The organism is Rhizobium sp. AQ_MP, assembly GCF_014237835.1.
Classification (GTDB): Bacteria; Pseudomonadota; Alphaproteobacteria; order Rhizobiales; family Rhizobiaceae; genus Allorhizobium.
In genome coordinates this window covers 265807-292640 of the sequence record NZ_JACJVI010000001.1, presented here as the reverse complement: position 1 = coordinate 292640, position 26834 = coordinate 265807, and the positions used below count along the sequence as shown (strand labels likewise).

The 26834-nt window shown below is 61.3% G+C and carries 28 protein-coding genes; 7 read left to right on the top strand and 21 right to left on the bottom strand.

The genetic code is table 11. The features are described from left to right. The first annotated feature begins 63 nt into the window (after positions 1-63). Together dapE and H6M51_RS01540 are read left to right on the top strand one after the other, a co-directional pair. Complete coding sequence (gene dapE / locus H6M51_RS01545) at positions 64-1257, top strand: succinyl-diaminopimelate desuccinylase (protein ID WP_185808125.1); 1194 nt, start codon at positions 64-66, stop codon at positions 1255-1257. Next, on the top strand, positions 1244-1840 hold the full coding sequence (locus tag H6M51_RS01540) for a hypothetical protein (RefSeq protein ID WP_185808124.1): 597 nt from the start codon (positions 1244-1246) through the stop codon (positions 1838-1840). Before dapE ends, H6M51_RS01540 begins: the two co-directional genes overlap by 14 nt. A 6-nt stretch (positions 1841-1846) precedes the next feature. Here H6M51_RS01540 and truA read toward each other — a convergent pair whose 3' ends face one another. The 4 genes from truA to H6M51_RS01520 all read right to left on the bottom strand — a co-directional run bounded on the left by truA (position 1847) and on the right by H6M51_RS01520 (position 5758). After that, complete coding sequence (gene truA / locus H6M51_RS01535) at positions 1847-2614, bottom strand: tRNA pseudouridine(38-40) synthase TruA (RefSeq protein WP_185808123.1); 768 nt, start codon at positions 2612-2614, stop codon at positions 1847-1849. Continuing rightward, positions 2614-3558, bottom strand: a complete 945-nt coding sequence (fmt, locus tag H6M51_RS01530) for a methionyl-tRNA formyltransferase (protein WP_185808122.1) — start codon at positions 3556-3558, stop codon at positions 2614-2616. Before fmt ends, truA begins: the two co-directional genes overlap by 1 nt. Before the next feature lie 38 nt (positions 3559-3596). Beyond that, positions 3597-4109, bottom strand: coding sequence for a peptide deformylase (def, locus tag H6M51_RS01525; RefSeq protein WP_185808121.1), 513 nt, complete (start codon positions 4107-4109; stop codon positions 3597-3599). Between the two features lie 137 nt (positions 4110-4246). Next, positions 4247-5758, bottom strand: a complete 1512-nt coding sequence (locus H6M51_RS01520; RefSeq protein WP_185808120.1) for a globin-coupled sensor protein — start codon at positions 5756-5758, stop codon at positions 4247-4249. A gap of 268 nt (positions 5759-6026) precedes the next feature. Here H6M51_RS01520 and H6M51_RS01515 point away from each other — a divergent pair, with 268 nt between their 5' ends. From H6M51_RS01515 to H6M51_RS01505, 3 genes are all read left to right on the top strand, one after another. Continuing rightward, positions 6027-7250 carry a DNA recombination protein RmuC gene (locus H6M51_RS01515; protein ID WP_185808119.1) on the top strand — a complete coding sequence of 408 codons (1224 nt, stop codon included), beginning with the start codon at positions 6027-6029 and terminating at the stop codon, positions 7248-7250. Between the two features lie 44 nt (positions 7251-7294). After that, on the top strand, positions 7295-8194 hold the full coding sequence (locus tag H6M51_RS01510; RefSeq protein ID WP_185808118.1) for a ribokinase: 900 nt from the start codon (positions 7295-7297) through the stop codon (positions 8192-8194). Positions 8195-8348: 154 nt separating this feature from the next. After that, the gene (locus H6M51_RS01505; protein WP_185808422.1) at positions 8349-10694 is read left to right on the top strand and encodes a methyl-accepting chemotaxis protein; all 2346 of its coding nucleotides are present in this window, start codon (positions 8349-8351) and stop codon (positions 10692-10694) included. Between the two features lie 64 nt (positions 10695-10758). Here H6M51_RS01505 and H6M51_RS01500 read toward each other — a convergent pair whose 3' ends face one another. After that, a complete protein-coding gene (locus tag H6M51_RS01500; RefSeq protein WP_185808117.1) occupies positions 10759-11700 on the bottom strand; it encodes a nucleoside hydrolase in 942 nt (313 codons plus the stop codon). A gap of 140 nt (positions 11701-11840) precedes the next feature. Here H6M51_RS01500 and H6M51_RS01495 point away from each other — a divergent pair, with 140 nt between their 5' ends. Together H6M51_RS01495 and H6M51_RS01490 are read left to right on the top strand one after the other, a co-directional pair. After that, positions 11841-12263: an Hsp20 family protein gene (locus H6M51_RS01495; protein ID WP_185808116.1), complete on the top strand. Its 423-nt coding sequence runs from the start codon at positions 11841-11843 to the stop codon at positions 12261-12263. 49 nt (positions 12264-12312) lie between these two features. Next, positions 12313-12570 (top strand): DUF1150 family protein, encoded by a 258-nt coding sequence (locus H6M51_RS01490; RefSeq protein WP_166602517.1) that lies wholly within the window; start codon positions 12313-12315, stop codon positions 12568-12570. 40 nt (positions 12571-12610) lie between these two features. Here H6M51_RS01490 and H6M51_RS01485 read toward each other — a convergent pair whose 3' ends face one another. From H6M51_RS01485 to H6M51_RS01410, 16 genes are all read right to left on the bottom strand, one after another. After that, positions 12611-13312 (bottom strand): tRNA (guanosine(46)-N(7))-methyltransferase TrmB, encoded by a 702-nt coding sequence (locus tag H6M51_RS01485; protein ID WP_185808115.1) that lies wholly within the window; start codon positions 13310-13312, stop codon positions 12611-12613. A gap of 5 nt (positions 13313-13317) precedes the next feature. Next, positions 13318-14556 carry a methionine adenosyltransferase gene (gene metK, locus H6M51_RS01480; RefSeq protein ID WP_185808114.1) on the bottom strand — a complete coding sequence of 413 codons (1239 nt, stop codon included), beginning with the start codon at positions 14554-14556 and terminating at the stop codon, positions 13318-13320. Between the two features lie 169 nt (positions 14557-14725). Beyond that, positions 14726-15142, bottom strand: a complete 417-nt coding sequence (locus tag H6M51_RS01475; protein WP_185808421.1) for a helix-turn-helix domain-containing protein — start codon at positions 15140-15142, stop codon at positions 14726-14728. A gap of 147 nt (positions 15143-15289) precedes the next feature. Beyond that, a complete protein-coding gene (gene lnt, locus H6M51_RS01470; RefSeq protein WP_185808113.1) occupies positions 15290-16879 on the bottom strand; it encodes an apolipoprotein N-acyltransferase in 1590 nt (529 codons plus the stop codon). 90 nt (positions 16880-16969) lie between these two features. Beyond that, entirely contained in the window at positions 16970-18256 is a 1287-nt protein-coding gene (locus tag H6M51_RS01465) for a hemolysin family protein (protein ID WP_185808112.1), read from the bottom strand. A gap of 12 nt (positions 18257-18268) precedes the next feature. After that, positions 18269-18775 carry an rRNA maturation RNase YbeY gene (ybeY, locus tag H6M51_RS01460; RefSeq protein WP_185808111.1) on the bottom strand — a complete coding sequence of 169 codons (507 nt, stop codon included), beginning with the start codon at positions 18773-18775 and terminating at the stop codon, positions 18269-18271. A gap of 20 nt (positions 18776-18795) precedes the next feature. After that, positions 18796-19851, bottom strand: coding sequence for a PhoH family protein (locus H6M51_RS01455; protein ID WP_185808110.1), 1056 nt, complete (start codon positions 19849-19851; stop codon positions 18796-18798). 39 nt (positions 19852-19890) lie between these two features. After that, complete coding sequence (gene miaB, locus H6M51_RS01450) at positions 19891-21285, bottom strand: tRNA (N6-isopentenyl adenosine(37)-C2)-methylthiotransferase MiaB (RefSeq protein WP_185808109.1); 1395 nt, start codon at positions 21283-21285, stop codon at positions 19891-19893. Positions 21286-21342: 57 nt separating this feature from the next. Beyond that, complete coding sequence (locus tag H6M51_RS01445) at positions 21343-22137, bottom strand: lysophospholipid acyltransferase family protein (RefSeq protein ID WP_185808420.1); 795 nt, start codon at positions 22135-22137, stop codon at positions 21343-21345. 33 nt (positions 22138-22170) lie between these two features. Continuing rightward, positions 22171-22599 (bottom strand): Fur family transcriptional regulator, encoded by a 429-nt coding sequence (locus tag H6M51_RS01440; protein ID WP_076393124.1) that lies wholly within the window; start codon positions 22597-22599, stop codon positions 22171-22173. Between the two features lie 44 nt (positions 22600-22643). After that, the gene (locus tag H6M51_RS01435; protein WP_185808108.1) at positions 22644-23141 is read right to left on the bottom strand and encodes a GNAT family N-acetyltransferase; all 498 of its coding nucleotides are present in this window, start codon (positions 23139-23141) and stop codon (positions 22644-22646) included. A 1-nt stretch (position 23142) separates the two neighbouring features. Then, positions 23143-23790, bottom strand: a complete 648-nt coding sequence (gene tsaB / locus H6M51_RS01430; RefSeq protein WP_185808107.1) for a tRNA (adenosine(37)-N6)-threonylcarbamoyltransferase complex dimerization subunit type 1 TsaB — start codon at positions 23788-23790, stop codon at positions 23143-23145. A 21-nt stretch (positions 23791-23811) separates the two neighbouring features. Next, entirely contained in the window at positions 23812-24375 is a 564-nt protein-coding gene (locus tag H6M51_RS01425) for a NifU family protein (RefSeq protein WP_185808106.1), read from the bottom strand. Between the two features lie 100 nt (positions 24376-24475). Further along, positions 24476-24967, bottom strand: a complete 492-nt coding sequence (locus tag H6M51_RS01420) for a universal stress protein (RefSeq protein WP_185808105.1) — start codon at positions 24965-24967, stop codon at positions 24476-24478. Between the two features lie 73 nt (positions 24968-25040). Then, positions 25041-26105, bottom strand: coding sequence for a tryptophan--tRNA ligase (gene trpS, locus H6M51_RS01415; RefSeq protein WP_185808104.1), 1065 nt, complete (start codon positions 26103-26105; stop codon positions 25041-25043). A 112-nt stretch (positions 26106-26217) separates the two neighbouring features. After that, positions 26218-26616, bottom strand: a complete 399-nt coding sequence (locus H6M51_RS01410) for a VOC family protein (RefSeq protein ID WP_185808103.1) — start codon at positions 26614-26616, stop codon at positions 26218-26220. Positions 26617-26834 lie beyond the last annotated feature (218 nt).

Below are 26834 nucleotides of genomic sequence, written 5' to 3'. Positions count from 1 at the left end.
GCTGATCTTCAAGGCGCCCTTCCGGTCCTGAACCGGCATGCGGCCATTCCCGTATCAGTGTCCATGACCGCTACAAATCCCGTCGACGTTCTCCAGGCCCTCATCCGCTGCCCCTCCGTCACGCCTGCCGAAGGCGGCGCGCTTGATGTGCTCGAAAACCTCCTGTCTCCGCTCGGCTTCAAGGTCGACCGGATGATCGCCAAGGACGAGGGCACGCCCGATATCGAGAACCTCTACGCCCGGGCCGGGTCCGACGGCCCGCATCTGATGTTTGCCGGCCATAGCGATGTCGTGCCCGTCGGCGCCGAAAGCGACTGGAGTGCCGGCCCCTTCTCCGGCGATATCCGCGACGGCATGCTCTATGGCCGTGGCGCGGTCGACATGAAGGGCGGGATCGCGTGCTTCATTGCCGCCTATGCGCGGCTCGTCGAAGCCGGCAAGGTACCGAAGGGTTCGGTCTCACTGCTGATCACCGGTGACGAGGAAGGCCCTGCTGTCAACGGCACGGTCAAGCTGCTCGAATGGGCAGCGGCACGGGGCGAGCGTTGGGATGCCTGCCTGGTCGGCGAGCCGACCAATCCCGACACCCTTGGCGACATGATCAAGATCGGGCGTCGCGGCTCGGTCTCTGGCTCGGTGACGGTCAAGGGCGTGCAGGGTCATGCGGCCTATCCGCATCTCGCCGACAATCCGGTACGCGGCGCGCTGCCGCTTGCAAAGAGCCTGATGTTTCCGGCCTTCGATGAGGGCACGGAGAACTTCCAGCCGTCGAACCTCGAAGTGACCACCATCGACGTCGGCAATGTCGCGACCAATGTCATTCCGGCATCGGCCCGCTTCAAGTTCAACATCCGCTTCAACGACATCTGGACCGCCGATAGCGTGAAGGCCGAAATCGTCCGCCGGCTCGATGCCGCCGCCGTCGATCCCGAGCTTCGGCCGGGCCGTGCCGCGATCGGCTACGATATCGTCTGGTCGGAGCGACCGAGCCACGTGTTCCTGACGCGCAATAATGCGCTGATCGCCTCGCTTTCCGGTGCGATCGAGACAGTGACCGGCAGGACGCCTAAGCTTTCGACTACGGGCGGCACGTCGGATGCACGCTTCATCAAGGATTATTGCCCGGTCGTCGAATTCGGCCTTGTCGGCCAGACCATGCATATGGTCGACGAGCGGGTCGCTGTTTCGGACCTGGAGACACTGACTGTCATCTACCAGACCTTCATCGAGCAGTGGTTCGCCCATGCCGACGCTTAAGGAGGTCGAGATTTATCTCAGAGGCCTCTGGCTGCTGTTCAAGCAGGATCCGGCCGGCTTTTTGCACCTCGACCTCACCGACCGCGGTGCGCTGCGCTCGTTCTGGGCCGTCGTCTGGGCGCTACCGGCGATCCTGATTTCCTTTGCCTGGTGGCGGCTACTCTTTCTGCAGGGCCTGCCGGAAGGGACCGAAACGGGCGCACTGTTCTTCTTCCGCCTGACGCTGGTCGAGGCATCGAACTGGATCTTCCCGCTCGTGCTGCTCGGGGTGCTTTGCCTGCTCATCGGGATCGGCGAGAAGTTCTCTTCGATGGTGGTGGTGATCAACTGGCTGTCGCTGCCGATTTCCTACTCCTATGGCCTGCTCGTCCTGATGATGATGCTGATGCCGGCTTTGGCCGGCGTGGTCGCGCTGCTTTGGCTGATCCTGATGATTTCAGTCATTGTGGCCCTCTTCCGGATCATCCGGATGATAGTTGGGGACCAACTGCTGATGGTATCCTCGATCGTCATGGTGCTGCTAGTACCATCCATGATCATTGCCGAATTGCTGGAACAGTTTCTCGGCGTCTATCCGGGCTAAGACCCGTCAGCCTTCGAAGGGCGCGTCACCGGGATAATCCACGGCCATGAAATAAAGGCCCTCAGGCGGCGCGACGGGACCGCAGGCGGCACGGTCGCGCGCGTCAAGCGCAGCGCGGACATCGGCCGGTGTCATCTTACCCTCGCCCGCAAGCTTCAGCGTTCCGGCAAAGGAGCGGATCTGATTGTGCAGGAAGCTCTGGGCCGTGGCGCGGATCTCGATGAGATGGCCCGAGCGGGTCACATCCAGCCGATCGAGCGTGCGTACCGGGCTTGCCGCCTGGCAATGGGCGGAGCGGAAGGTGGTGAAGTCGTGATGGCCCACAAGCTGCTGGGCGGCTGCATGCATGGCTTCGTGGTCGAGCGGCTTTGGCACCCACCAGGCGCGCTTGTCCTCCAGTGCCAGACGCGCCGGACGGGTAATGATCCGGTAGAGATAGTGACGGCGCAATGCCGAAAAGCGGGCATCGAAATCGTCCGGCACGGCGCGCACGTCGAGCACCGCGACCTGCTCGGAGGCGAGCGCCAGATGGGCGTTCAGCGCATTGCGCAGCTTGTGCGGCACCCAGTCACGGGAGAGATCGGCATGGATGACCTGGCCCATGGCATGGACGCCGGAATCGGTGCGGCCGGCCCCGCGGATGACGACCTTCTCGCTGGTCAAGGACAGGATCGCCTGTTCCAGGGCAGCCTGGATGGAGTGGCCGTTTTCCTGGCGCTGCCAGCCGACATAGGCCGAGCCATCATATTCGACGGTCATCCGGAAACGAGGCATCAGGCGATCACCGTGCCTTTGGGCAGCGGCGTTCCGCGAAGGAAATCCTCGGCGCTCAACGCCTTGCCTCCGGCCTTCTGCAGACGCACGAGACCGACCGCGCCGGTCCCGCAGGCGATCGTCAGGCGGTCGTCAACTGCTGTCCCGGGAGCAGCGAGCGCTCCATCACCTTGAACCAGATGCGAGGCGAGGAGCTTGACCCGCTCGGGCTTGCCGCCGACCTCCATCTCGGTCCAGGCGCCCGGGAAAGGCGAGAGGCCGCGGATGTGGTTGTGGACCTCGGGGGCCGGGCGGGAGAAGTTCACACGGGTTTCCGCCTTGTCGATCTTGGCCGCGTAAAACACGCCCTCGTCCGGCTGGGCGACAGTCTGCAGCGCGCCGGCTTCGAGCTTCGCCATCGCCTCGACCATGGCTTCGGCGCCGACGAGGCTCAGGGCATCATGCAGTTCGCCGGCGGTCATATCGGGGCCGATCGTGACCTTGCGGGTGAGCGCGACGGGGCCTGTGTCGAGGCCCTTGTCCATCTTCATCACCATCATGCCGGTTTCGGCATCGCCGGCCATGATGGCGCGCTGGATCGGTGCTGCACCCCGCCAGCGCGGCAGCAAAGAGGCATGGCCGTTATAGGCCCCGAGCCGCGTGCCGTTGAGGATCGCCTCGGGCAGCAGCAGGCCATAGGCAACGACCACGGCAACGTCTGCGTTCAGCGCGATGAAGGCCTCGCGATCGGTCTGGTCACGGAAGTTGAGGGGATGACGGACCTCGATGCCGAGGTCTTCGGCGGCCTGATGGACCGGCGACTTCTGCAGGTCGAGGCCACGGCGACCGCCGGGACGCGGCGGCTGCGAATAGGCGGCAACGATTTCGTGGCCTGCCGCATGCAGCGCTTTCAGGGTCGCTACGGAAAAATCCGGCGTGCCCATGAAGATGATGCGAAGTGCCATCGTATCTGCCTCAACGCGCGAATGGATAGACGCCGGGATCAGATCTTCTGACGGGCGGCCTTGGTGAACCTCTTAATGACCATCTCGCGCTTCAGACGGGAGATGTGATCAATGAAGAGTACGCCATTGAGATGGTCGATCTCGTGCTGAAGGCAAGTGGCGAGCAGGCCGTCGGCCTCCGTCAGCTGCTCCTTGCCGTCGCGGCCGATCGACTTCACCGTGATTGCGGCCGGGCGTTCGACCTCGGCGTAATAGTCCGGGATCGACAGGCAGCCTTCCTCGTAGACCGAGCGCTCGTCTGACGACTTGAGGATTTCAGGATTGATGAAGACCAGCGGTGCGGGCTCTTCGCCTTCCTTGGCGAGATCGATGACGAGGAGACGACGCGGCACGCCGACCTGGATCGCGGCAAGCCCGATGCCAGGCGCGTCGTACATGGTCTCGAGCATGTCATCGATGAACTGCTCAAGCTCGGCATCGACGCGCTCGATGGGCGCGGATACCTGGCGCAGCAGGGGGTCGGGCAGGATGATGAGAGGCTTGATGGTCATGGCCTCCCATAGCGCAAGTTCAAAACGGAGGAAACGGAAAAACGCTTGGGTTTCTCCGTTTCGTGATGGTTCAAGGCAGGTGGTTTCCACGCGGAAGGCAAATCATATGCATAGCCATGTATTGTGGGAGATCGCCGTCATGAAGCCATGCGGTAGTTGCTGCCAGCGGCATACCCGGAAGCCTGCGCGCGACTTCCATTCGTCCTGAAACCCTGGAGGGCCCGCACGAGCCGTTCGGCCTCTTCCATCAGCGTTGCTGTCTGGGCAGAGCTTTCCTCGACCATCGCAGCATTGCGCTGGGTGATCTGATCCATCGATTGGACGGATGTATTGACCTCGCGCAGCCCGCCCGACTGGTCGGCGGCAGCAGAGGCAATCTTGGCAACGATCTCGTTGATGTCTCCAATGCGCACGATGATCTTGCCCAGAGCATCTCCGGCATTGTTGACCAGGCCAACGCCTGCTTCGACCTGTGACGAACTCTGCGAGATCAGGTTCTTGATTTCTCGGGCAGCGTTGGCGCAGCGCTGAGCAAGTTCCCGGACTTCCTGGGCAACGACGGCAAAGCCGCGTCCCGCCTCTCCGGCCCGGGCGGCCTCGACGCCCGCGTTGAGTGCCAGGAGATTGGTCTGGAAGGCGATCTCGTCGATGACGCCAATAATCTTGGAGATTTCGTCGGAGGACTTCTCGATGGCGCCCATGGCGTCGACGGCGCGCGAGACTACTTCTTCGGAGACGCGGGCTTCCGTCAAGGCGGCTCCCACGACCGCCGAGGCTTCCTTCGCACCGTCAGCCGTCAACGTGACATTCTGCGTCAATTCATGCAGAGCGGCCGTGCTCTGCTCAAGGCCCGCCGCCTGCTGCTCGGTACGCTGGGCAAGGTCGTCGGTCGCGTCCGAAATCGCAGTCGTCGACTTGAAGATCTCATCCGCCGAGTGTCGGACCGTACTGATCGTCGCACGCAGGGCATCGACCGAAGCGTTGTAGTCTTGTGCCATCTGGACGAAATTCGCCGGCAGATCCATGGGCAGGCGTGCATCCAGATCGCCGGCCGAGAGTTTGCCAAGCGCATCGCGCAGGGCGGCGAGCGCCATTGCCTGCTCGGCTTCCGCTTTCATTCGGGCGTCTTCAGCTGCCTGACGCTGCTCGGCCAGGATAGCGAGGTAAACGGAGATCGAATAATCCATGTCGAGAAGCGCAGCCTTGACGACAACCGAGATCTCCTCGGCCAGCTGTTCGGAATTGCGTCTACCGAAGCGACTCGGCCAGCGCTCACGAACAACCGCGTGTACAAGCTGTTCAAGGACGAGCGCGTAACCTCCGATATACCAGCGTGGTTCAAGACCGATCCGGGCATGGGCCTTGCCGACCTTGGTGACGCCTTCCACATAGCTGTCGGTATAGTCTGCGGTGCCGACGATGCCCCAATGCTCTTCCTGGCGCTTCTTGGCGCCTTTCATATGGTCGTCATTGCGGAAAAAGGCGGCCGTCTCAGGGACCCTTCGCACCTTGTCGTAGAAGATGTCGAGCGCGCCGCCTATGTTGTTTCGGATCAGCGGTCCGAGCCGCTTCAGCGTTTCGCGCCCCTTGTTGTCGAGTCCCAGAAAACGCAGGCGATTGCTAAGGTCGGAATTGTCAGAGTGGGACATGGCTTACGCGTCTTTCTACAACCATTAGGAATATCAGCATGCGCTGATTAACGTATCCAAAGGAGCGCTAAATTGGTAAATCTTCGGTTGCTTTCTCAGTACAGCTTTTCACTTGGCTTCTGGTTTTCCGCCGACCCGGCCCAGCCACTTGCGTTTCGTCAAGTTTGAGCGTCACAATTTTCTACAATTGGCAAACAGCAAACCAGGCACGGGACTCTTGTTCACTCTTTGATCTGTCGCTGAAGCCCGAATCAGTTATGGTCGATGAATGAACATTCAGGACATTCCGGCGGTGACCATCGGCTCAGTCACCCTTTCACCCGCGGTTCTCGTGGCGCTGGCCGCTGCCTTGGTGCTGCTGCCCATTCTGGCGCTTATCATTGTCGCGATCCGGACATCTGCAGCCCGTGAACGGCTCATGGAAGAAACCGCCCGGCGCGACGAAGCCGCGGAAGCGCGGCTTGCGGAACTTTTGAAAGCGCAGGCCGAGATGCAAGGACGGCTCGCGACCATGGCCGAAGTGTTCGGCAGCCGTCAGGCCGAGCTGAACCAGACGATCAGCCAAAGACTTGATGGAATGACGCATCGGATCGGCGCGACCATTACCGAGCAGACGAAGTCGACACACGACAATCTGCGCACACTGCAGGAGCGGCTGGCTGTCATCGATGCGGCGCAGAACAATATCCAGTCGCTGGCCAAGGACGTAGTCGGCCTGCAAGCGATCCTATCCAACAAGCAAACACGCGGGGCCTTCGGCCAGTCGCGGATGGAGACCATCGTTGCCGACGGACTGCCCATGGGCGCCTACGAGTTCCAGAAGACGCTGTCGAACGGCTCGCGCCCCGACTGCGTGATCCGCATGCCGAACAATTCGCCTCCGCTGGTCGTGGATGCGAAGTTCCCGCTAGAAGCCTGGAATGCGATCCGGGACACGGAGAATCCGGATCAGAAAAAGGTCGCCGCCCAGCAGTTTCGCCGCGACATGGAGGTCCATATCCGCGACATCTCGGAGAAGTACTTGATCCAGGGCGAAACACAGGACATGGCCTTCCTCTTCGTCCCTTCCGAGTCGGTCTTCGCGGAGATCCACGAGAACTTTGAAGGCATCGTCCAGAAGGCGCACCGACAGAAAGTGGTCATCGTCTCGCCATCTCTGCTGATGCTCTCGATCCAGGTGATCCAAGCCGTGCTGAAGGACCAGCGCATGCGCGAGCAGGCGCATCTCATACAGGGCGAGGTCATCCGTTTGATGGAGGACCTCGGACGTTTGGACGACCGGACCCGCAAGCTGCAAAGCCATTTCCTGGCCGCGCAGAAGGATGTCGAGATGATCATCACCTCATCGGATAAACTGGCCAAGCGTGGTGCCAAGATAGAGGCGATGGAGTTCGAGACGCCTGGCGCGCGGCCGGACGGCGACGAGGCTGCGCCCCGCAGCGTTGAAAGCAGGACCGGCCTGCTCAAGCTCAGGGTTGTTGACGAGGACTGAGACCCGGTCCAAAAGAGCGCAGAACCTAGGGAGGCCCTGCGCTCATGATCACCGTTTTCGGCTCCATCAACATGGACCTCGTCGCCACCACGCCACGCTTGCCGAAGCCCGGCGAGACGGTTCCGGGTACCGGGTTTGCCACGGCTGCGGGCGGCAAGGGCGCCAATCAGGCGCTGGCAGCCCGTCGGGCCGGCGCAACCGTGCGCATGGTGAGCGCGGTCGGGCGAGACGAGTTTGCAGGCCCCGCCCTCGACCTGCTCGATAAGGCAGGAACGGACCTTTCTGCCGTCGCGCGTGTCGATGGACCGACAGGCACAGCGCTGATCCTCGTGGGTGGCGATGGTGAGAACATGATCGCGGTGGTTCCAGGGGCAAACGGGACGGTCAGCATGGCGCAGGCCGATCAGGCGATCAACAGAATGGCGGACGGCGATATCCTGATGTTGCAGCAGGAGGTACCGGCCGCTGCGGTGAAAGCAGCGCTGACCCTGGCAAAGGGCCGAGGCATCAGGACAGTTCTGAATATCGCCCCGTTGATTGCCGAGACTGCGGAGCTGGCGGCTCTTGCAAGCATCGTCATTGCCAACGAAACCGAATTCGAGCGACTTGTCGGGCGAGACAACCTGACAGGTGCCGAACGCGAGCAGATGCTGCTCGACATGCATGCCAGAGGGGGGCAGACTCTGATCGTCACCCTGGGTGCGGATGGCGTCATTGCCGCCGAAGCGGGAGCGTTGCATCGGACCAAGGGGCTCAAGATCGATCCTGTGGACACTGTCGGGGCAGGCGACACCTTCTGCGGCTATCTTGCCGCGGGCCTCGATGCGGGACTTCCCTTCGCCGACGCCCTTCGCCGAGCAGCGGTTGCCGGTTCGCTGGCCTGCCTGAAACCAGGCGCACAGCCATCGATCCCCACGGCAAACGAAGTCAGCGCCGCGATCTAGGGGCAACTCTTCCGCGCGCTGTCAGATTTATCGCCCGTTAAGCAATGGAACATAAGCTCCGGTACGAACGGGGTGCGCGAAAGCGTGCCCGGCCGCGCCATGAAGGTGCGGAACGAATGTGCCTGCGTCCAGAACCTCCTATGTCGAGGCTCCCATGTTCGCCTTCTTTACCCGTTCGATCGCCGCCAAGCTGCTTGTTGTGACAGGTGTCGCTATCGGCCTGGTGCTATTCCTTTCCAACCTCGTATTGATTTCTCAGACCCGCGACCGCGTCCACTCCCTCACCATGAGCCAGGCCGATGCGGAAGCCAAATCCATTGCCCGTGAAATCGCTGGCGATATCGGCGAATTGGCGAGTGCCGCTCGCACCATGTCCGGTGTCATCGGCCGGGGCCACGACGGCAAGTCCCTGGACCGCCTCGGCATCACGAACATCCTGAAGGCGAACCTTGAGCAGAACCCCTTTGCCTTCGGCAGCTGGATGGCGGAAGAGCCACGGGCGATTGACGGCCAGAAGGACGAGATCAAGGGAAAGAAAGAGCTTTCCGCAAATGATGACGGCGACTTCACGCCCTACTGGTCCAAGAACAAGGATGGCGAGGTCCAGTTCTCCACCTTCGCGGCGAAATACGACGCCGAATGGTATGCGCTCGCTGCCAAAAGCGGCAAGGGCGCGATTACAGCCCCCTATCTGGCCGAAGGCACCGACGTACCGACGACGATGAGTTCCATCGCCTACCCGGTCTTCTCCGGCGGCAAGATGATCGGCGTCAGTGGCGTCGATATCTCGCTGAAGTCACTTTCCGACAAGCTGAAGGCTCTGAAGCCGTTCGAAACTGGCCGCGTCTTGCTGGTTGCTCAGAATGCGCAATGGCTCGTTGCTCCGAGCGACGATCTCATGATGAAGCCTTACGAAGCAGAAGGCTCCGAGGCCCTGAAGGCTGCCCTTTCGAGCCGCAGTGGCAGCGTCGTGTCGGATCTCACGGATGCCAATGGCGAAGGCTTCGACCGCCTGCTCTATCCCTTCGCAGTTCCTGGCGTAAACGCCACCTGGGCGGTCATCATCGATATTCCGCATACCGCCATCAATGCGCCGGTCGAAGCGCAGACGATGATGATGATCGTTGGTGGTCTGATCGTGCTCGGTGCGGTCATGCTGGCGCTCTTCCTCGCCGTCCGCTCGCTTGCCCAGCGTCCGCTGCACGGGCTGGTCGGCGATGTCGAACGCATGACCAAGGGCGATTATTCCACTGACGTTTCCAACCAGCATCGCGAGGATGAAATCGGCCTCGTCGGCAAGGCGCTTGATGGTTTCCGCCACAAGCTCGCCGAGAGCCGCACGCTGGCCGCAGAAGCCGATGCGCAGCGCAAGGCCGCCGAAGGCGAGCGCCGGCGCAACGAAGAGGAGCGCAATCAGTCCGCTTCGGTGCAACAGCATGTCGTCACCGCGCTCGGCAGCGGCCTTGCCCAGCTGTCGCAGGGCAATCTCACCTATCGCATCGCTGACGAATTTCCCGGGGAATATGCGGCCCTCAAACGGGACTTCAACGATGCCGTGGCAAGCCTCGAACAGGCGATCGCCTCGGTCAATGGCAGTGTCGTCAACATTGCCGCCGGCACGAGCGAAATCTCCGAAAGTGCGGCCGACCTTTCCAAGCGTACAGAACAGCAGGCGGCAAGCCTTGAGGAAACGGCAGCAGCCCTTAACGAACTCACCGAGCAGGTCAATTCGAGTGCCGACAATGCCGGCACTGCGGCCAACACGGTTTCGGTGGCCGTGAAGGATGCCGAGAAGTCCGGCGAGGTAGTCCAGAAAGCGGTTGCCTCCATGCATGGCATCGAGCAGTCGTCGCAGGAAATCTCGCGCATCATCGGCGTCATCGACGAGATTGCCTTCCAGACCAACCTCCTGGCACTCAACGCTGGCGTTGAAGCCGCGCGTGCCGGTGAAGCCGGCAAGGGCTTTGCGGTCGTCGCGCAGGAAGTGCGCGAGCTTGCGCAACGCTCGGCCACGGCCGCCAAGGAAATCAAGGCACTGATCAATGCCTCGGCCGCACAGGTCAAGGACGGTGTCGAACTGGTTGGCGAAGCCGGTCAGACCCTGGAAAAGATCGCCCAGCAGGTCATGCAGATCAACGGCCTCATCCGGCAGATCTCTGCCTCGGCCAGCGAACAGGCCTCGGGGCTGAAGGAGGTCAACGCGGCCGTCAACCAGATGGACCAGGTCACGCAACAGAACGCCGCCATGGTCGAGGAAACGACGGCGGCCAGCATGGCGCTGCGCAACGAATCCGACACGCTGCGAGGGCTGGTGGCGAAGTTCCAGGTGTCAGGCGCCTCGCAGCCCGGTGCAGCGCTCAGAGCGACGGCCGAAACCATGCGGAGCGCTGCAAGCCAGCCCGCCCCAAGCCCCCGGACTGCGTCCTATTCACCCGCACCGCGCAAACTTGCGGCGGCGGGCGGCGGCTCAGCGAGTGCCGACAATTGGGAAGAGTTCTGAGCCGAGAGGCCGGATCGAAGCAGACGGCAGGGCGCGGTGGATCCGCGCCCTCTTTTCATGCCCTTCAGAGGCGAGCAAAGCGCTCGATCAGCAGATCGAAGAAGCCATCGGCATCGACGCTGCGCATGAAATTTGCGTTCGGCGTGCGACCCGACACACGCCACCAGTCGACCACGGTCATGCCGACGGTGAGTTCCGACTGAAGCTCGATCTCGACATTACAGTGACGTCCGCCGAACAGCTCCGGCTTCAGAAGGTAAGCAACGACCGTCGGATCATGCAGCGGACCGCCGTCCGAACCGTACTTCTCTTCATCGAAGCGCTCGAAAAATTCCAGCCACTCGACCATGACCTTGGCGGGCCTGGTGCCCAAGGCCGCGATACGGGCCACGCGCGCCTTGGTGGTCATCAGCTGGTGGGTGACATCGAGCGGCATGATGGTGACCGGGATGCCGGAGCCGAGGACGGCGGCTGCGGCATGTGGATCGACATAGATGTTGAACTCGGCGGCCGGCGTGATGTTGCCTCCCTCGGAGAAGCCGCCGCCCATCATCACCAGTTCCTTGACGCGCGGGGCGATATCAGGGGCCTTCTGCAGCGCGAGACCGATATTGGTCAGCGGTCCGAGCGTGCAAAGCGTCACGGTGCCCGCCGGTTCGTTGCGGATCGTCTCGATGATGAAGTCAACGGCGTGCTGGCTCTCGATCGCCATCGTCGGCTCCGGCAGCACCGCGCCGTCGAGACCGGTCTTGCCATGCACGTGCTCGGCCGTGACGAGCGGGCGCACCATGGGTCGATCCGCCCCTTCGAAGACCCGACGGCCGGTCTCGCCGCACAGCTCGCACACAATACGCGCGTTGCGGCTGGTCATGCGCAGCGGGACATTGCCCGCCACCGTGGTGATGCCCAGCAGTTGGAGCTCGGGGCTCGCAAAGGCGAGCATCAGGGCGGCGGCATCGTCCTGACCGGGATCGGTATCGATGATGATCTTGCGCGGTTCTGTCATGGCGAAATCCTAAAGTCGAAAGGGCGAGGCTTGGAACGCGGCTTCGCTTTTGTCAAGCAAGAGAGTGCTTGCCCGTCGTGTCGCGATTTCCCATATTCGAGGATGACGGATGGCCCGGCGAGGCCGCATATGAGATGGAAATGACACGCAACAGAGTGCCTACGGAAGCCTTCATCATTACCTTCGATACGGGCGACGGCAATGCCTTCCGGCGACCGCGCGGCGGTGACGGTTATCCGCCCTATGATATCGAGCGCCTGCCGCCGCAGAAGGGCACCGAGCGCCTGCGCGTCACGCTTGCGGTGGCCGGATTTGCCGAAAACGAACTGGATGTCAGCGTCGAGGCGAATCAACTGGTCATTCGCGGCAAGCAGACTGAGCGCGAGGAGGCGGATTACCTGTTTCGGGGCATCGCTTCGCGACAGTTTCAGCGCGTCTTCGCGATCGAGGATGGCATGGAAGTCACGGGTGCCTCGTTGCGCAACGGACTGCTCGCAATCGAGATCATCCGCCATGATCCGGTGCATCTGGTAAGGAAAATTAACATCTCCACTGCAGAATGAAGGGTGCGGCAATGTTGTGCCGCCTCTCCCTCATTCGCGGAGGATCGGAATGTTATTGAAAGAAGCTTCAGCCCGCCTGACGAAATCCGAACTGGCGCATCTGGGCGCCGGCGAAGTGGGCTACATCCGCAAGATGAAGTCAGACGAGGTATCGCGCTGCTTCCCCGAAGCCCCGGAAATCGACCCGACTCTTGATCTGTGGGCGCTTTTTGCTGCAGATGGAACGCCCATCCTGCTCACGGACAACCGTTCCAGCACCTTCTTCAAGGCGGCAGAAGACGACCTGAAGACCGTTTCGCTGCACTGATTGGTGCAGCGAACCACCTAGTTCAAAACTGCAGTGCGAATCAGCGCTTGCGGAACGTGAGATAGGCCGAGGAGCGGCCTTCCCGACGCGCCTTTGCTTCATAGCGCGTCCCTGGCCAGCCCTCGTAGGGCGTGAGCCAGTCGCTCGCATTGCGAGCCGTCCATTCAAACCCACCATGATCGCGGCAGTGCTGCAGCGTCCAATTGACATAGGTGTCGATGTCGGAGGCAAAGCAGAACATGCCTTCCGGCTTCAGCACCTTGTGGAAACGCTCAAGGTTGACCTGCGAGACGAAACGGCGCTTCCAGTGGCGCTTTTTCGGCCATGGATCGGCGTAAAGCAGGTCGATCTGGTCGATCTGTCCCTCGGGCAGCCAGTCCAGCAATTGTGTCGCGTCGTCGTCGTAGACGCGGATGTTCCTCAGTCCTTCAGCTTCCACGACCGCAAGCAGCTTCGCCATGGAATTGACGAAGGGTTCGACACCGATGAAACCCGTGGCAAGGTTGGTGCGGGCGCGGTGTACCAGGTGTTCACCGCCGCCGAAGCCGATCTCGAGGCGGATCTTCCCGACGGGCACCGGAAACAGGGACTTCAGGTCGGCCGGCACCCTGGAGGTGAGGTCGACCTTCAGCTCCGGTAGGACGGTTTCCATCCGCTCGACCTGCTGGTCGCGCAACGGCTTACCCTTGCGTCGACCGAAGAATGCTTCGGTCGACCTCGTCCGGCGTTCCTGTTCCGTCATTCAGTTCAAGCCTTGATCGCATCCTTGAGCGGCTTGACCAGGTCGAGCTTCTCCCAGGAGAAGGAACCGTCACGGCCAGCCTTGCGGCCGAAATGGCCATAGGCGGACGTCTTAGCATAGATCGGCTTGTTGAGGTCAAGATGGCGACGGATGCCCGACGGGGACAAGTCCATAACCTTGCGGATGGCAGCCTCAACCTGATCCTCGGTGACCTTGCCTGTGCCGTGCAGGTCGACATAGATCGACAGGGGCTGGGCAATGCCGATCGCATAGGAGATCTGGATCGTGCAACGGTCCGCCAGATCGGCGGCAACGACGTTCTTGGCCAGATAGCGCGCAGCATAGGCGGCGGAACGGTCGACCTTGGTCGTGTCCTTGCCCGAGAAAGCGCCACCGCCATGAGGAGCCGCGCCACCATAGGTATCAACGATGATCTTGCGGCCCGTGAGGCCCGCATCACCGTCCGGACCGCCGATGACGAACTTGCCGGTGGGGTTAATGTACCAGGCGCAGTCGTCAGCGATCTTCAGGTCACCCAGAGCTTCCCGAATGAAGGGCTCGACAACCTGGCGGACCTTTTTCGAATCCCAGCTATCATCAAGATGCTGGGTGGACAGGACGATCGAGGTTGCCTCGGACGGCTTTCCATCGACGTAACGAACGGTAACCTGGCTCTTGGCATCCGGGCCGAGCTTGCCAACGTCGCCTTCACCCTTCTTGCGGGCGGCAGACAGCAGCTGCAGGATCTTGTGAGAGTAGTAGATTGGGGCCGGCATGAGGTCCGGCGTCTCCTTGCAGGCATAGCCGAACATGATGCCCTGGTCGCCTGCGCCTTCGCTGTTCGAGCTGTCGGCGGCCTTGTCAACGCCCTGGGCGATATGAGCGGACTGGGAATGCAGGAGAACGTCGATCTTGGCGGTCTTCCAGTGGAAACCGTCCTGCTCATAGCCGATGTCGCGCACGGCCTTGCGGGCGGCGGACTTGAACTTCGCGGGATTGATGACTTCGTTGCCGTTCTTGTCGGTCTTCATCAGGCTCGGCGGAAGGCGAACCTCGCCCGCGATGACGATCCGGTTGGTGGTTGCGAGCGTTTCGCAAGCGATGCGTACGGTCCAGGGATCGACGCCAGTCTTGGCCGCTTCCCGGTACACCAGGTCAACGATTTCATCGGAAATACGGTCACAAACCTTATCCGGGTGACCTTCGGAAACGGACTCACTGGTAAAGAGGTAATTTGCTCGCATCGGGATTCCCCTCAAAGTATGGACGGCCGGCATCGTTACTCAGTTCAAGCAGCGATGACAAGGACACAACCACATAAATATATCTTTATGTGAGTAAATTTTCCCTCTTGGCGAACAAAAAAAAGCGGCCCTGCGGCCGCTCTCTTTGTCAGGATCGAAGTCCCGCTGCTTATTCGGTGTCGGCTTCGGCAGCGAGCGCCTTGACCAGATCCACGATCTTACGACGAACCTTGGGGTCGCCGATCTTCACAAAGGCTCGGTTGAGTTGAAGACCTTCCGAGGAGGAGAGGAAGTCAACCACGTAGTTGGAACTGGAGGCTTCCGCCATGCCGGAACTGGACGGTTGCTCGCCCGGCGCATCTTCGAAGAAGAAGGAAACCGGTACCGTCAGTATATTGGAGATGTTCTGAAGACGGCTTGCACCCACACGGTTGGTGCCTTTCTCGTACTTCTGAATTTGCTGGAATGTGATCCCGAGGCTTTCACCAAGCTTTTCCTGGCTCATGCCAAGCATCGTGCGACGAAGGCGAATCCGGCTACCGACGTGGATGTCAATCGGGTTCGGCTTCTTCTTGTTCTCGATCATTAATGTCGTCCTGACAAAATTGTTGGCGTTGCGACCTAACCCCATGCCCGCCACACCATAACGAGACGTTGTGCTCGCCATCGATGATCTTTCAGCATACTTGCAGAGTAACGGTCCAAGCCACTATGCAATTTTAGGGGTTTTTGGTCAATTCTTCCGCCTAATAAAACCCAGACTAGAAACGACCGCAATCAAAGCCATCAGTGCCAGCACCAACCAAAAGTTTAAACTGTGGTTTTGGGTGTTTCGTTCCGGCGCATTTTCTACACCGAAAGTTGCATCGACTGCCCCGGCCGTGTCGAGAGAAAGTCCCTCAATGATACGGCCATAGGGGTCGATCAGGGCCGAAATACCGCTGTTGGCGACACGAATGAGAGGAACACCCGTCTCGACAGCACGCAAACGTGCCTGCTGGAAATGCTGATATGGCCCAGGGGTTGCACCAAACCAGGCGTCGTTGGTGACATTCAGGATGACGCTCGCGCCAGCGAGATCGGGTGCAATTTCTGCTGGAAAGATGGCCTCGTAGCAGATGAGCGGATACAAACCGATGCCGGTTGGAAGCTTAAGTACAGAACGGCTCGCCGCTGCCGTGAAGCCACCAGGCAGACTGATCAGCTCCTCAATCCCAAATTCACGCAGCAGGTTCTCATAGGGTACGTATTCGCCGAATGGCGTCAGGTGAACCTTATCGCTCGCGCTCAGAATCTGCCCCTTGTCATCGATCATGTAGACGGCATTGTAATAAAGCGGCGCCTGGCCGGCCCCGCGTTCCTCGGCCCTCACAGCACCGGTCAGCAGGATCTGCCCATCCTGCAGAACGTCACCGATACGCACCAGGGCATCGGGATTTTCGGTCAGGATAAAGGGGACGGACGTTTCCGGCCATACGATGACATCAGGGCGGGGCTTGCCCTCCTCCGGCGGGGCGGCCGTCAGCGCAAGGTGCTTTTCGAAGACGCCGATGCGATCGGTATTCTCCATTTTCTGCGACTGGTCGATAGCCGGCTGAACAAGCCGGACCGTCAGTGTCGTGTCCGCTGCGCCAGCTGGCGCGACATACAGGCGGAAGGCACCGTAGCCGAAGTGAGCACACAAGAGCATCAGCGCAACGAGCAGACCGGGCCAGGCTCCACGACGCGTGCCCAGAAGGGCCGGAGCGGCGAAGACGAAGACGGCAAGCGGTGTGATGGCCAGGATGCCGAGCACGTGGCTCGATTGCATCATCAGCGACACCGGCATGGCCGCATAGCCGATCGCGTTCCAGGGAAAGCCTGTTGCTACGAAACTGCGAAGCCATTCGACCAAACCGAATGCGGCAGCGAGCGCGGCAATGCGGCCCATGCCGTCGGACCAGACCAGTCGCGCCAGCATTGTCGCCAGGCCGTAGAAGATGGCCAGCACCGCCGGCAGACCGAGGACAGCAAGGGGAATGGCCCAGGCGAATTCATCTGCTTCCAGCAGCAACGCATTTCCCAGCCACCACAGGCCGCAGACAAAGTAGCCGAGGCCAAAGAACCAGCCGGTCCAGAAGGAGGACGACAGCCCTGCCCTGCCGGTTTCCGCATTGCCGGTCGCGCCATCCAGCAGCCAGACAAGCAGCGTGAAGGAAATGAACATCGATGCGAAAACATCGAATGGCGGAAGCGCAAGTGCGCCGATCGCGCCGGCTAGAATTGCGAGACCCGCCCGCCTGACACCCCACAACAGCAGGATCCTTGCTGCCAAAGCCTGCATGTCCACCCCTTCCGACCACGAATCAATCGCCGGCAGTCTCCCAAAAAACGGGAGCCATGTCGCGGTCTACGGTGTGTTGCAGATGGCCCGTCAGGCTGACTGCCGATCTGTGCCTTCGATCGCTGGATTGGGATGTTCTGCTGGCGTATCGGCGGCTGCTTGCTGCAGTTTCGGCGCCCGTGGCTTGGGTACAGCCTTGGCCTTTGGCTTGGTTGCGTTTTCCGCGGATGCAACTGCAGTCGCCTGCGAGGGCTTTGCCTCGACTTCGGCCTCGCTGCGTGTCTCGATTTCACCCTTGGTTGTCGACCGGCGGCGGGCGTTCGCCCGCTTGCGGGCAACTCGTACCCGTTTGATACGACGCGGATCGGCATCGAGAATGTGGAATTCGAAACCAGGCAGGGCCTGAACCACTTCGCCGCGGGCTGGAATTCGACCGAGTGCAGAGAAGATCAGTCCCCCAAGCGTGTCGACATCTTCAAGACGATCGGCGATATCGAAATCAGGGCCAATCGCCTCTGCAATCTCTTCCAGTTCAACGCGGGCGTCGGCGACGATCACGTCGTCCGAAATGCGGCTGAACATCACCTCTTCATCGTCGTGCTCGTCATCGATGTCGCCGATGACCATCTCGACGATGTCTTCATGGCTTACCAGTCCGTCCGTCCCGCCATATTCATCGATCACCAGCGCCATCTGCGTGCGAGCGGCCTGCATGCGGCTCATCAGGTCTGAGGCCAGCATTGAGGGCGGTACAAAGAGAATGGAGCGGATGATGCCGGCTTCGGCGACCGTCTTGCTCAGATCGATGCGGGCCAGATCGAAATCCATCTTCGGCTTTGTGACCTTCTCCGCCTTCTCGAGCTTCTCGGCTCCATTTGCAGCAGCGGCAGGCTTGGCCACACGCTTGCGGCTGCGCGCCTGCTTGGTGACGTAGGACAAGAGGTCACGGATATGCACCATCCCTCGCGGGTCGTCCAACGTATCGGCATAGACGGGCATGCGCGATCGGCCGGAGACCTCGAAGATCGTCATCAGCTCGCCGATGGTCACGCTCTGATCAACCGCCTCAATGTCAACGCGCGGGACCATGATGTCCTCAACGCGCACTTCGCGGAATCGCAGGATGTTGTTGAGCATCGCCCGCTCTTCGGGCGTGAACGCTTCGCCCAGCTGGGCATCGGCACTGAGTGCCACCGTCAGGTCTTCACGCAAGCTCGTGGAGGATGACGGTTTGAGAATTCGGGCCAGTCGGCCCCAGAAGGATGGAGATTGTCGGGCCGAGCTTTCCGCTCGGGAAGGACTACTGCCCTCTTCAGAAGAGGATCCCTCGTTACCTTCTTTGGCCTCCGGGGCCGCTTTCGTCGCAAAATCGCTCATTGTTCCAGACTATCAGATGGGGTCCTGCCCCGCATAGGGGTCAGATAGGCCAAGTTCCGCCAGAATGCGAGTCTCCAGCGCTTCCATTTTCTCGGCATCGTTCACTTCAATGTGGTCGTAGCCGAAAAGATGCAGAAATCCGTGAACCATCAAGTGGGTCAGATGATCCTCGAACGTCTTGTCCAATTCGATCGCCTCCCGCTCCAGCGTCTCGCGCGCGATGATGATGTCGCCGAGCATGGGACCAGGCATCTTGCCGGGGGTTACGGGAAAGGCTGGGAAGGACAGGACATTGGTCGGCTTGTCCTTGTCGCGCCATTCCGCATTGATCTCGCGGATCATTTCATCGTCGGCGAAGACGAGCGAGACCTCCGTCGGCTGCTTCGGAAAGGGCTGACCCTCGACCTTTGCAAGATGGGTTTCCGCCGCACCGAGCACGCGGGAGGCCAAAGCCTCCAGCGCCGTCTCGTCTGCCCAACCGTCCGCCTCGACGGCGATCTGTATGTCCAACTGGCTCATGGTTCCGTGGCGGAGCGGGCTTAATGCTCGCTCTGCTCGCTCTCGTCCTGTACCTTGTACTTGGCGTCATAGGCCTGCACGATGCGACCGACAAGCGGGTGACGCACGACATCGGTGTCCTTGAAGCGGACAACCGAGATGCCTTCCACACCCTTGAGCACATTCAGCGCCTCGACCAGACCGGAGGTGACGCCGCGCGGCAGGTCGACCTGGCTTGGATCTCCGGTGATGATCATGCGGCCGTTTTCGCCCAGACGGGTGAGGAACATCTTCATCTGCATCGACGTCGTGTTCTGCGCTTCGTCGAGGATGATCGCAGCGTTCGCCAGCGTGCGGCCACGCATGAAGGCAAGCGGGGCGATCTCGATGACGCCTGCGGTGATGGCACGTTCGACCTTGTCGCCGGGAATCATGTCGTAGAGCGCGTCGTAAAGTGGACGCAGATACGGATCGACCTTTTCCTTCATGTCGCCGGGCAGGAAGCCGAGGCGCTCGCCGGCTTCGACCGCAGGACGGGTCAGGACGATGCGATCCACGACGCCACGCTCCAGCAACTGGGCGGCATGGGCCACAGCGAGATATGTCTTGCCGGTTCCAGCCGGCCCGACGCCAAAGACCATTTCCGACCGTTCCAGCGCCCGCATATAGGCGTCCTGGGTCGGAGTGCGCGCAGCGATCGTCTTCTTACGGGTGGAAATCTGGGCCATCGAAAGCTTCGCCTTGCGCTCCAGCGTCGGCAGGGACAGCTGGTCATCGGCTGCAACTGCCATGCGGATGGCACCTTCGACATCCGAGGCCTCCACCGAGCCGCCGCTTTGGAGCCGGGCATAGAGGAAATCGAGCGCGCGACGGGCCTGGTTGGTGGCCTGCAACTCTCCCGTGATGGCGACGGAATTTCCGCGCGCACGGGCCTCGATCTGAAGGCGCTGCTCGAGCAGTTTCAGATGCTGGTCGAATTGTCCGAAGAGCTCGCTCGCAAGCCGGTTGTTCTCGAACGTCAAGATGAAGTGATTGGCGTCGGTCGCAGAGCTGCGGACATTGCGCGAGGGTGAGGAAACCACTTCTGTTGCGTTCAAGCGATCAGGCTCCTGTTCGATCAGGTTCAGGCCCTCACTCTAACCCTCTGCCACCTCGGCAAACAAGCTGTTTGGGCCGGCTGCGGTGATTCGTACCTGTATAATGTCACCGATTTGCGATGACTTTGCATCAACATTCACCGACTGCAGCCAGGGTGAGCGTCCGATGAGCTGCCCCGGCATGCGACCCGGCTTCTCCAGAAGCAAGTCGATGGTCTTGCCGATCATCGACTGCATGAAGGCCTGCTGCTGTTCAAGCAGCAGCGCCTGGAGCCGTGCCAGGCGTTCGGTCTTCACGTCCTCGGCCACGTGATCCGGCAGGTCAGCACCGGGCGTTCCAGGACGTGTCGAGTACTTAAACGAATAAGCCTGCGCGTAGTTCACGTCACGCACGAGCTTCATCGTATCTTCGAAATCCTGATCCGTCTCGCCTGGGAACCCGACGATGAAATCGCCCGACAGGGCAATGTCGGGACGGACGGAGCGGATGCGTTCGATCAACGCCACATACTCGGAGGCCTTGTGACGGCGGTTCATCGCTTTCAGGATGCGGTCGGAGCCGGACTGCACGGGCAGATGCAGATAGGGCATCAGCATCCGGAGATCGCGATGCGCCTCGATCAGGCGGTCGTCCATGTCGCGGGGATGGCTTGTGGTGTAGCGCAGGCGGGCGAGACCGGGGATTTCAGCGAGCCGGTAGAGAAGATCGCCAAGGCCGATCGCCCGGCCCTTCTCGTCTTCGCCATGCCAGGCGTTGACGTTCTGGCCGAGAAGGGTCAGCTCACGCACGCCGCTGTCCACCAGCTTGCGGGCCTCTGTCAGGAGCTGCGCCAATGAACGGGAGACTTCCGAGCCACGCGTATAGGGAACCACACAGAAGGTGCAGAACTTGTCGCAGCCTTCCTGGACCGTGAGGAAGGCAGTGACGGAGCGTGGCTTGCCCGCGACCTTTGTTGGATCCGGCAGATGCTCGAACTTGTCTTCCAGCGCGTATTCGGTGTCGACCACCCGCTCTCCGGTTCGAGCCTTCTGCAACGCCTGCGGCAGGCGATGATAGGTCTGCGGGCCGATGACGACGTCAACGGCCGGCTCGCGGCGGGAGATTTCCTCGCCTTCGGCCTGAGCTACGCAGCCGGCGACGCCGATCATGAATTCCTTGCCTTCGGCCGCGCGCGCCTTTTTGTGCTCGCGTAGGCGCCCAAGGGCAGAGTAGACCTTCTCCGCGGCCTTTTCTCGGATGTGACAGGTGTTGAGCAGGACGAGATCGGCCTCTTCCATCACCTCGGTCGGAGCATAGCCGTCCGCTGCCAGGGCATCGGCCATGCGGCCGCTGTCATAGACGTTCATCTGGCAGCCATAGGTCTTGATGAAGACCTTGCGCGTATTGGCGCCCGGCGCCGGGGTATCTGTGAGGCTCGCGGTTTCCTGGGTCATGCGGCGCTATTTAGTGGTTTTCGTGCCGCGATTAAACCGAAAAATTGCTCGCCACGTTCAGTGGCGATGGCGACCGCGCAGATGGGCGAGCAGCATGGTGCGCAACTGCTCCTCGATGCGCAGAGCGAGCGTCTTGCGACTGTCGCCCTTGCGGAACTCCACTGTCTCGCCGAAGGTGACGTCGACATCCAGCGCGCCGGCGCGCAGCACGCCGATCAGATGCTGCATGAGGCCGATGTCGCCGGGCCAGCCGGCGATCGGGCGGTGGTAGCGTCCCATCGGCATGCCCTGGACGCGGGTGTAGGCGATGGCAACGGGCTGGACGTGGACCACGGCATCCTCGCCTTCCGGCAGGGCAGCAGCCGCTGCGCCGAACAGCGAGGACTTGATGCCGAGGATGCGGTTGCCGTCCGACGTCGTCCCCTCGGGGAAAAGCACGACAATCTCGCCATCGGCCATGCGGGCGGCAATCTCGTTGACCTGATCGCCGGTGCGACGCTTTTCCTCGCGCACGACAAAAATCGTCTTCTGCAGCTTCGCAAGAAAGCCGAAGACGGGCCAGGAGGATACCTCCGTTTTGGCGATGAAGACAACGTCGGCCAGCGAGCCAAGGACAAGAATATCTTTCCAGGAGGCGTGGTTGGCGGCGATCATCAACGGGCGCCGTGTCTCAAGGGTTCCGTGTACATGCACACGGATGCCGAGGAACCACAACGCCATTCGATGCCAGTATCGCGGCATGCGGCGGCGTAGCGGCCAGTCGAGACGGAGTGCCAAGAGCTGCACCGGGATCATCAGGCCCGAGACGAGCAGCAGCACGACCAGGAAGAAGCCGACCCTCAGCCAGTTGATCACGCGGGCCTCGCTGGCATGGCGGACATCGGCTTATTTCTCGTCCTTCGACAGTGGGATGCCGTAGAGTTCGAGCCGGTGTCCGACGAGGCGGAAGCCGTGTTCACGGGCGATGCGCTCCTGCAGCGCCTCGATTTCCGGCGAGTGAAATTCGACCACTGTGCCGGTCTTCAGATCGATCAGGTGGTCGTGGTGCTCTTCCGGAACCGTTTCGTAACGCGAGCGGCCATCGCGGAAGTCATGGCGCTCGATGATGCCGGCGTCCTCGAAGAGCTTCACCGTGCGATAAACCGTCGAGATCGAGATCTTGGCATCGACCTTGGAAGAGCGGCGGTAAAGCTCCTCGACATCAGGGTGATCGTCGGATTCCTCAAGGATACGGGCAATGACGCGGCGCTGCTCGGTCATGCGCATGCCCCGTTCGGCGCACAGCGTTTCCAGCGATTTCAAGGCGTCGTTCATTGGCCCAGCTTATATGTCGAATATGTGTTCGTCCAATTGCCGGGTTAACGAAGATCGCGGCGCATGACAAGCGCGGAGGACCGGCGACCGTTTTCATCGGTGTAGTAGGCGGGGCGTTCACCGGCCTTCTCGAAGCCGAGCTTGCGATAGAGACCGAGTGCAGCCTGATTGCCGTCGTCGACTTCGAGGAACATGGATTCCCCTCCCCGCGCCTTGGCTTCGCGAAGCGCTGCCTGCATCAGGCGCCAGCCGAGCCCGAAGCGGGAGACCTTGTCGCTCACCGCGATCGTCAGGATTTCCGCCTCGCCGGCGACTTCGCGGGCAAGCACGAAGCCTGAAAGCGGAGCCTTGAAGATCAGCGTGTTGGTCTGCCAAGCGGCAAAGCCGAAGCTGTTCGGCTGCAGAAGAAGGCTCAAGAATTCACCATCGCCCCAGGCACGGGGAAACCTCTGGGCATGCAGTTCGGCGACTGCGCGGCAGTGCTCCGAGGTCATCGGGACAAGTTCGAATTCGGGCTGGCGGTAGAACAGGCTGTCGCGCATGTCAGGCTCTCGATACGGCAAAACCCGTCTGCGGTTTCGCATCCGGTCCCCGCAGATAGAGCGGCTTCGGCTTGCCCTGAGCTTTCGCCATCGCGGCAATCCGTGCGACGATCTCGATCGGGTAGTGATCGGGGACTGTTTCGGCCTCGCGGTCTCTAACAAGGGCAGCAGCGGAGCCGACGAGGACCGTGCCAGGGATGGCGGCCCGGGCGAGATAATCCTCCAGTTCGAGCAGCAGCGGCTCACCCTGGGGAACTCCGGCCTCATAGCTCTGGGCATAGACTTCGTTGCGGTGAGCGTTGATGGCAGAGAGAACCGGCTTTCCGGTTTCGGGGGCCGTGCAGGCTAGGACTTCAAGTGTGGAAACTCCGACGCAATCCACACCGAGCGCAAGGGCCAAACCACGGGCAGCCGCAACCCCCACGCGAATGCCGGTGAAGGAACCGGGGCCTACAGTGACGCCGATGCGATCGACATCGGCAAGCGACAGCTTCGCCTGGGCGAGTGCCTCATCGATCATCGCCATCAGCCGCTCGGCATGGCCGCGACCGATGGTTTCGCTGACGAGGCCCAACATCTTGTCTGCATCAGAATCAAAAACGGCGGCTGCGCAGCCCACACCCGCCGTGTCGATCGCAAGAACGATCATCTCGTCTCCCGTCCGGTCCAATCAGACCGCTTCGACTTCCTGCACTTCCGGAACGAAGTGGCGGAGCAGGTTCTGCACGCCGTGCTTCAGGGTTGCCGTCGAGGACGGGCAGCCGGCGCAGGAGCCCTTCATGTTCAAGAAGACCTTGCCATCCTTGAAGCCGCGGAAGGTGATGTCGCCCCCATCCTGGGCAACGGCGGGCCTAACGCGGGTTTCGAGGAGTTCCTTGATGGTCGCGACGATCGTCTCGTCGCCGGCATCGAAGAATTCCTCGTCGCTGTCGGTTTCCGCAAAGGTCGAGGCAGAGCCCATGACCGGAGCACCGCTCATGAAGTGTTCCATGATCGTGCCGAGGATCGCCGGCTTCAGATGCTGCCATTCCGGACCGTCCTTGGAGACGGTGACAAAATCATAGCCGAAGAAGACGCCGGTGACGCCGGGGATCGCGAAAATGCGGGAGGCGAGCGGCGAAGCTGCCGCGCTGCTTGCGTCGCGGAATTCGGCGGTGCCGGTTTCCATGACCACCTTGCCGGGGAGGAATTTCAGGGTCGCCGGGTTCGGCGTGGCTTCGGTCTGGATGAACATTTAGGCCTCCGGGCGGCGATACCACCGCTAAAGATTAGAATACTTCCAAAATAGACGCTGCGGGTCGCATCTTCAAGGCGCGATCTCGCAGATGGTGAAATCAGCAGAGGGCGTCGATTTCCTCGTTGGTCAACGTATCCGGCAGGACCGTCACCGGGATCGGGAAGGCCGCACCTCGTCCGGCGATCATCGAAACGAGCGGCCCCGGGCCTTCCTTGGTCGAGCCGGCTGCGAGCACGAGGATCGCGATGTCCCGGTCTTCCTCGATCAGGCGGTTGATCTCGGCAAACGAACTGCCTTCGCGGATGACGATTTCGGGCTCGATGCCGATTGTATCGCGGACCGTCTGCGCAGCCTTTGCCATGATCGCTTCTGCCTCTTCCCGAGCTTCGGCGCGCATGATCTCCTCGACGCCCAGCCATTGCTGGAAATCGCCTTCTGGGATCACATAGATCAGCACCAGTCCGCCATTGGAATTCTTGGCGCGGCGGCCGGCATAATGGACCGCGCGCGAGCATTCCGGGGTGTTGTCGATCACCGCCATGAACTTGCGGCGGTGACCTTCAAGACGTGACAGACGTGTTGAAACCATGGAGAACCCCGCCGCCGGACTGATGTGATGGGACGCGGGCGGGCTCCGGGCGGACCCGCCAGCGCCCGCGACCTTATCGCACGAAACCGATGATGTCGCGGACTTCGTTCATGGTCTTTTCGGCCCGCGCGCGGGCACGCTCGCCCCCGTCGCGCAGGACCGCGTCGATGTGACCGGGATCTTCCATCAGGCGGCGCATCTCGGCATTGATCGGGGCGAGAACCTCGACGGCGAGATCAATCAAGGCCGGCTTGAAGACCGAGAACTGCTGGCCGCCGAATTCGGAAAGAACCTCTGCCTTCGACTTGTCGGCGAGGGCCGCAAAGATGCCGACGAGGTTGTCGGCTTCTGGACGTCCCTTCAGACCATCAGTCTCGCTCGGAAGCGCGTCGGGGTCGGTCTTGGCCTTGCGGATCTTCTTCGAGATCGCGTCCTGGTCGTCCATCAGGTTGATGCGCGAGAGATCGGACGGATCCGACTTCGACATCTTCTTGGTGCCGTCCTTGAGGCTCATGACGCGCGGTGCCGGACCATCGATCAGTGGCTCGACCATCGGGAAATAGGCATGCACCGGCTCGTCGCCGACCTTGATATCGATGCCGAGCCCCGTCGGGCGGATCTTCTCCGCAAAGTCCATATTGAACTTCATGGCGATGTCGCGGGCAAGTTCCAGATGCTGCTTCTGGTCTTCACCGACCGGGACATGGGTCGCGCGGTAGACGAGAATGTCGGCCGCCATCAGGCTCGGATAGGCGTAAAGACCGAGCGAGGCCTGCTCGCGGTCCTTGCCGGCCTTGTCCTTGAACTGCGTCATGCGGTTCATCCAGCCGATGCGGGCGACGCAGTTGAAGATCCAGGCGAGTTCCGAATGCTGCGGCACCTGCGACTGGTTGAAGACGATGTGCTTCTTCGGATCGATGCCCGCGGCAAGGAAGGCTGCCGTGATCGAGCGGATCTGGGTCGCCATGTCCTCGTGGACGAGCTGGGCCGTCAGCGCATGCAGGTCGACGACGCAGTAGATGCAGTCGTTGTTCTCCTGCAGCGCAACGAACTTTCTGATGGCACCGAGATAATTTCCGAGATGGAGATTGCCGGTCGGCTGAACGCCGGAGAAGACCAGCGGCTTGAACTCAGTCATTTTTGTCCTCAACAGGCTGGTGGAGGGCCCGATCTTGCGATCGCGTGTCGGTCACGGCTTATGCACGGCGGGCGGGGTGCAATCAAGCGCTCACTTCTGCGGAGGCATCCGCTCAAGCCTTGGCCGGCTCGATCAGATCCCAGAGATTGCCATAGAGATCCTGGAAGACGACGACGGTTCCATAAGGCTCGTGGCGTGGCTCCTCCTGGAAGAGCACGCCGGCTTCCGTGAAGCGGCGGTGATCGCGGGCGAAATCGTCCGTCCGCAGGAAGAAGCCGACACGGCCGCCGGTCTGGTTTCCGATCGCAGCGCGCTGGGCCTCGTCCGAGGCCTGGGCAAGAAGGATTGAAGCCCCCTCGCCGCCTCTGGGACGGACCACCAGCCAACGCTTGCCGTCGGGCATCGCGGTGTCTTCCAAGCAGTCGAAGCCGAGGCTGTCGCAGTAGAAGGCCTTGGCCCGATCGTAGCTGTCGACGACGAGGCTGACGAGAAAGAGGCTGTTTGCGCTCATGAAATCGCACTTTCGGTTCGATGTGTGACGCGGAGGCTCTCGATGTCACGCATAGGGAAATTTCCTCCCAGAATCGAGTGGTTTAGGGAATGAATTGGCGACATTCAGAAACAGCGATTCGCGTACCCACAACGCCCCAAAAAATAGAAATGAGCAAAGCGCACCAAATTTGACACATTTGCGGGAATAAAAAACTGCCGAAAGCGATCTGGATCGCT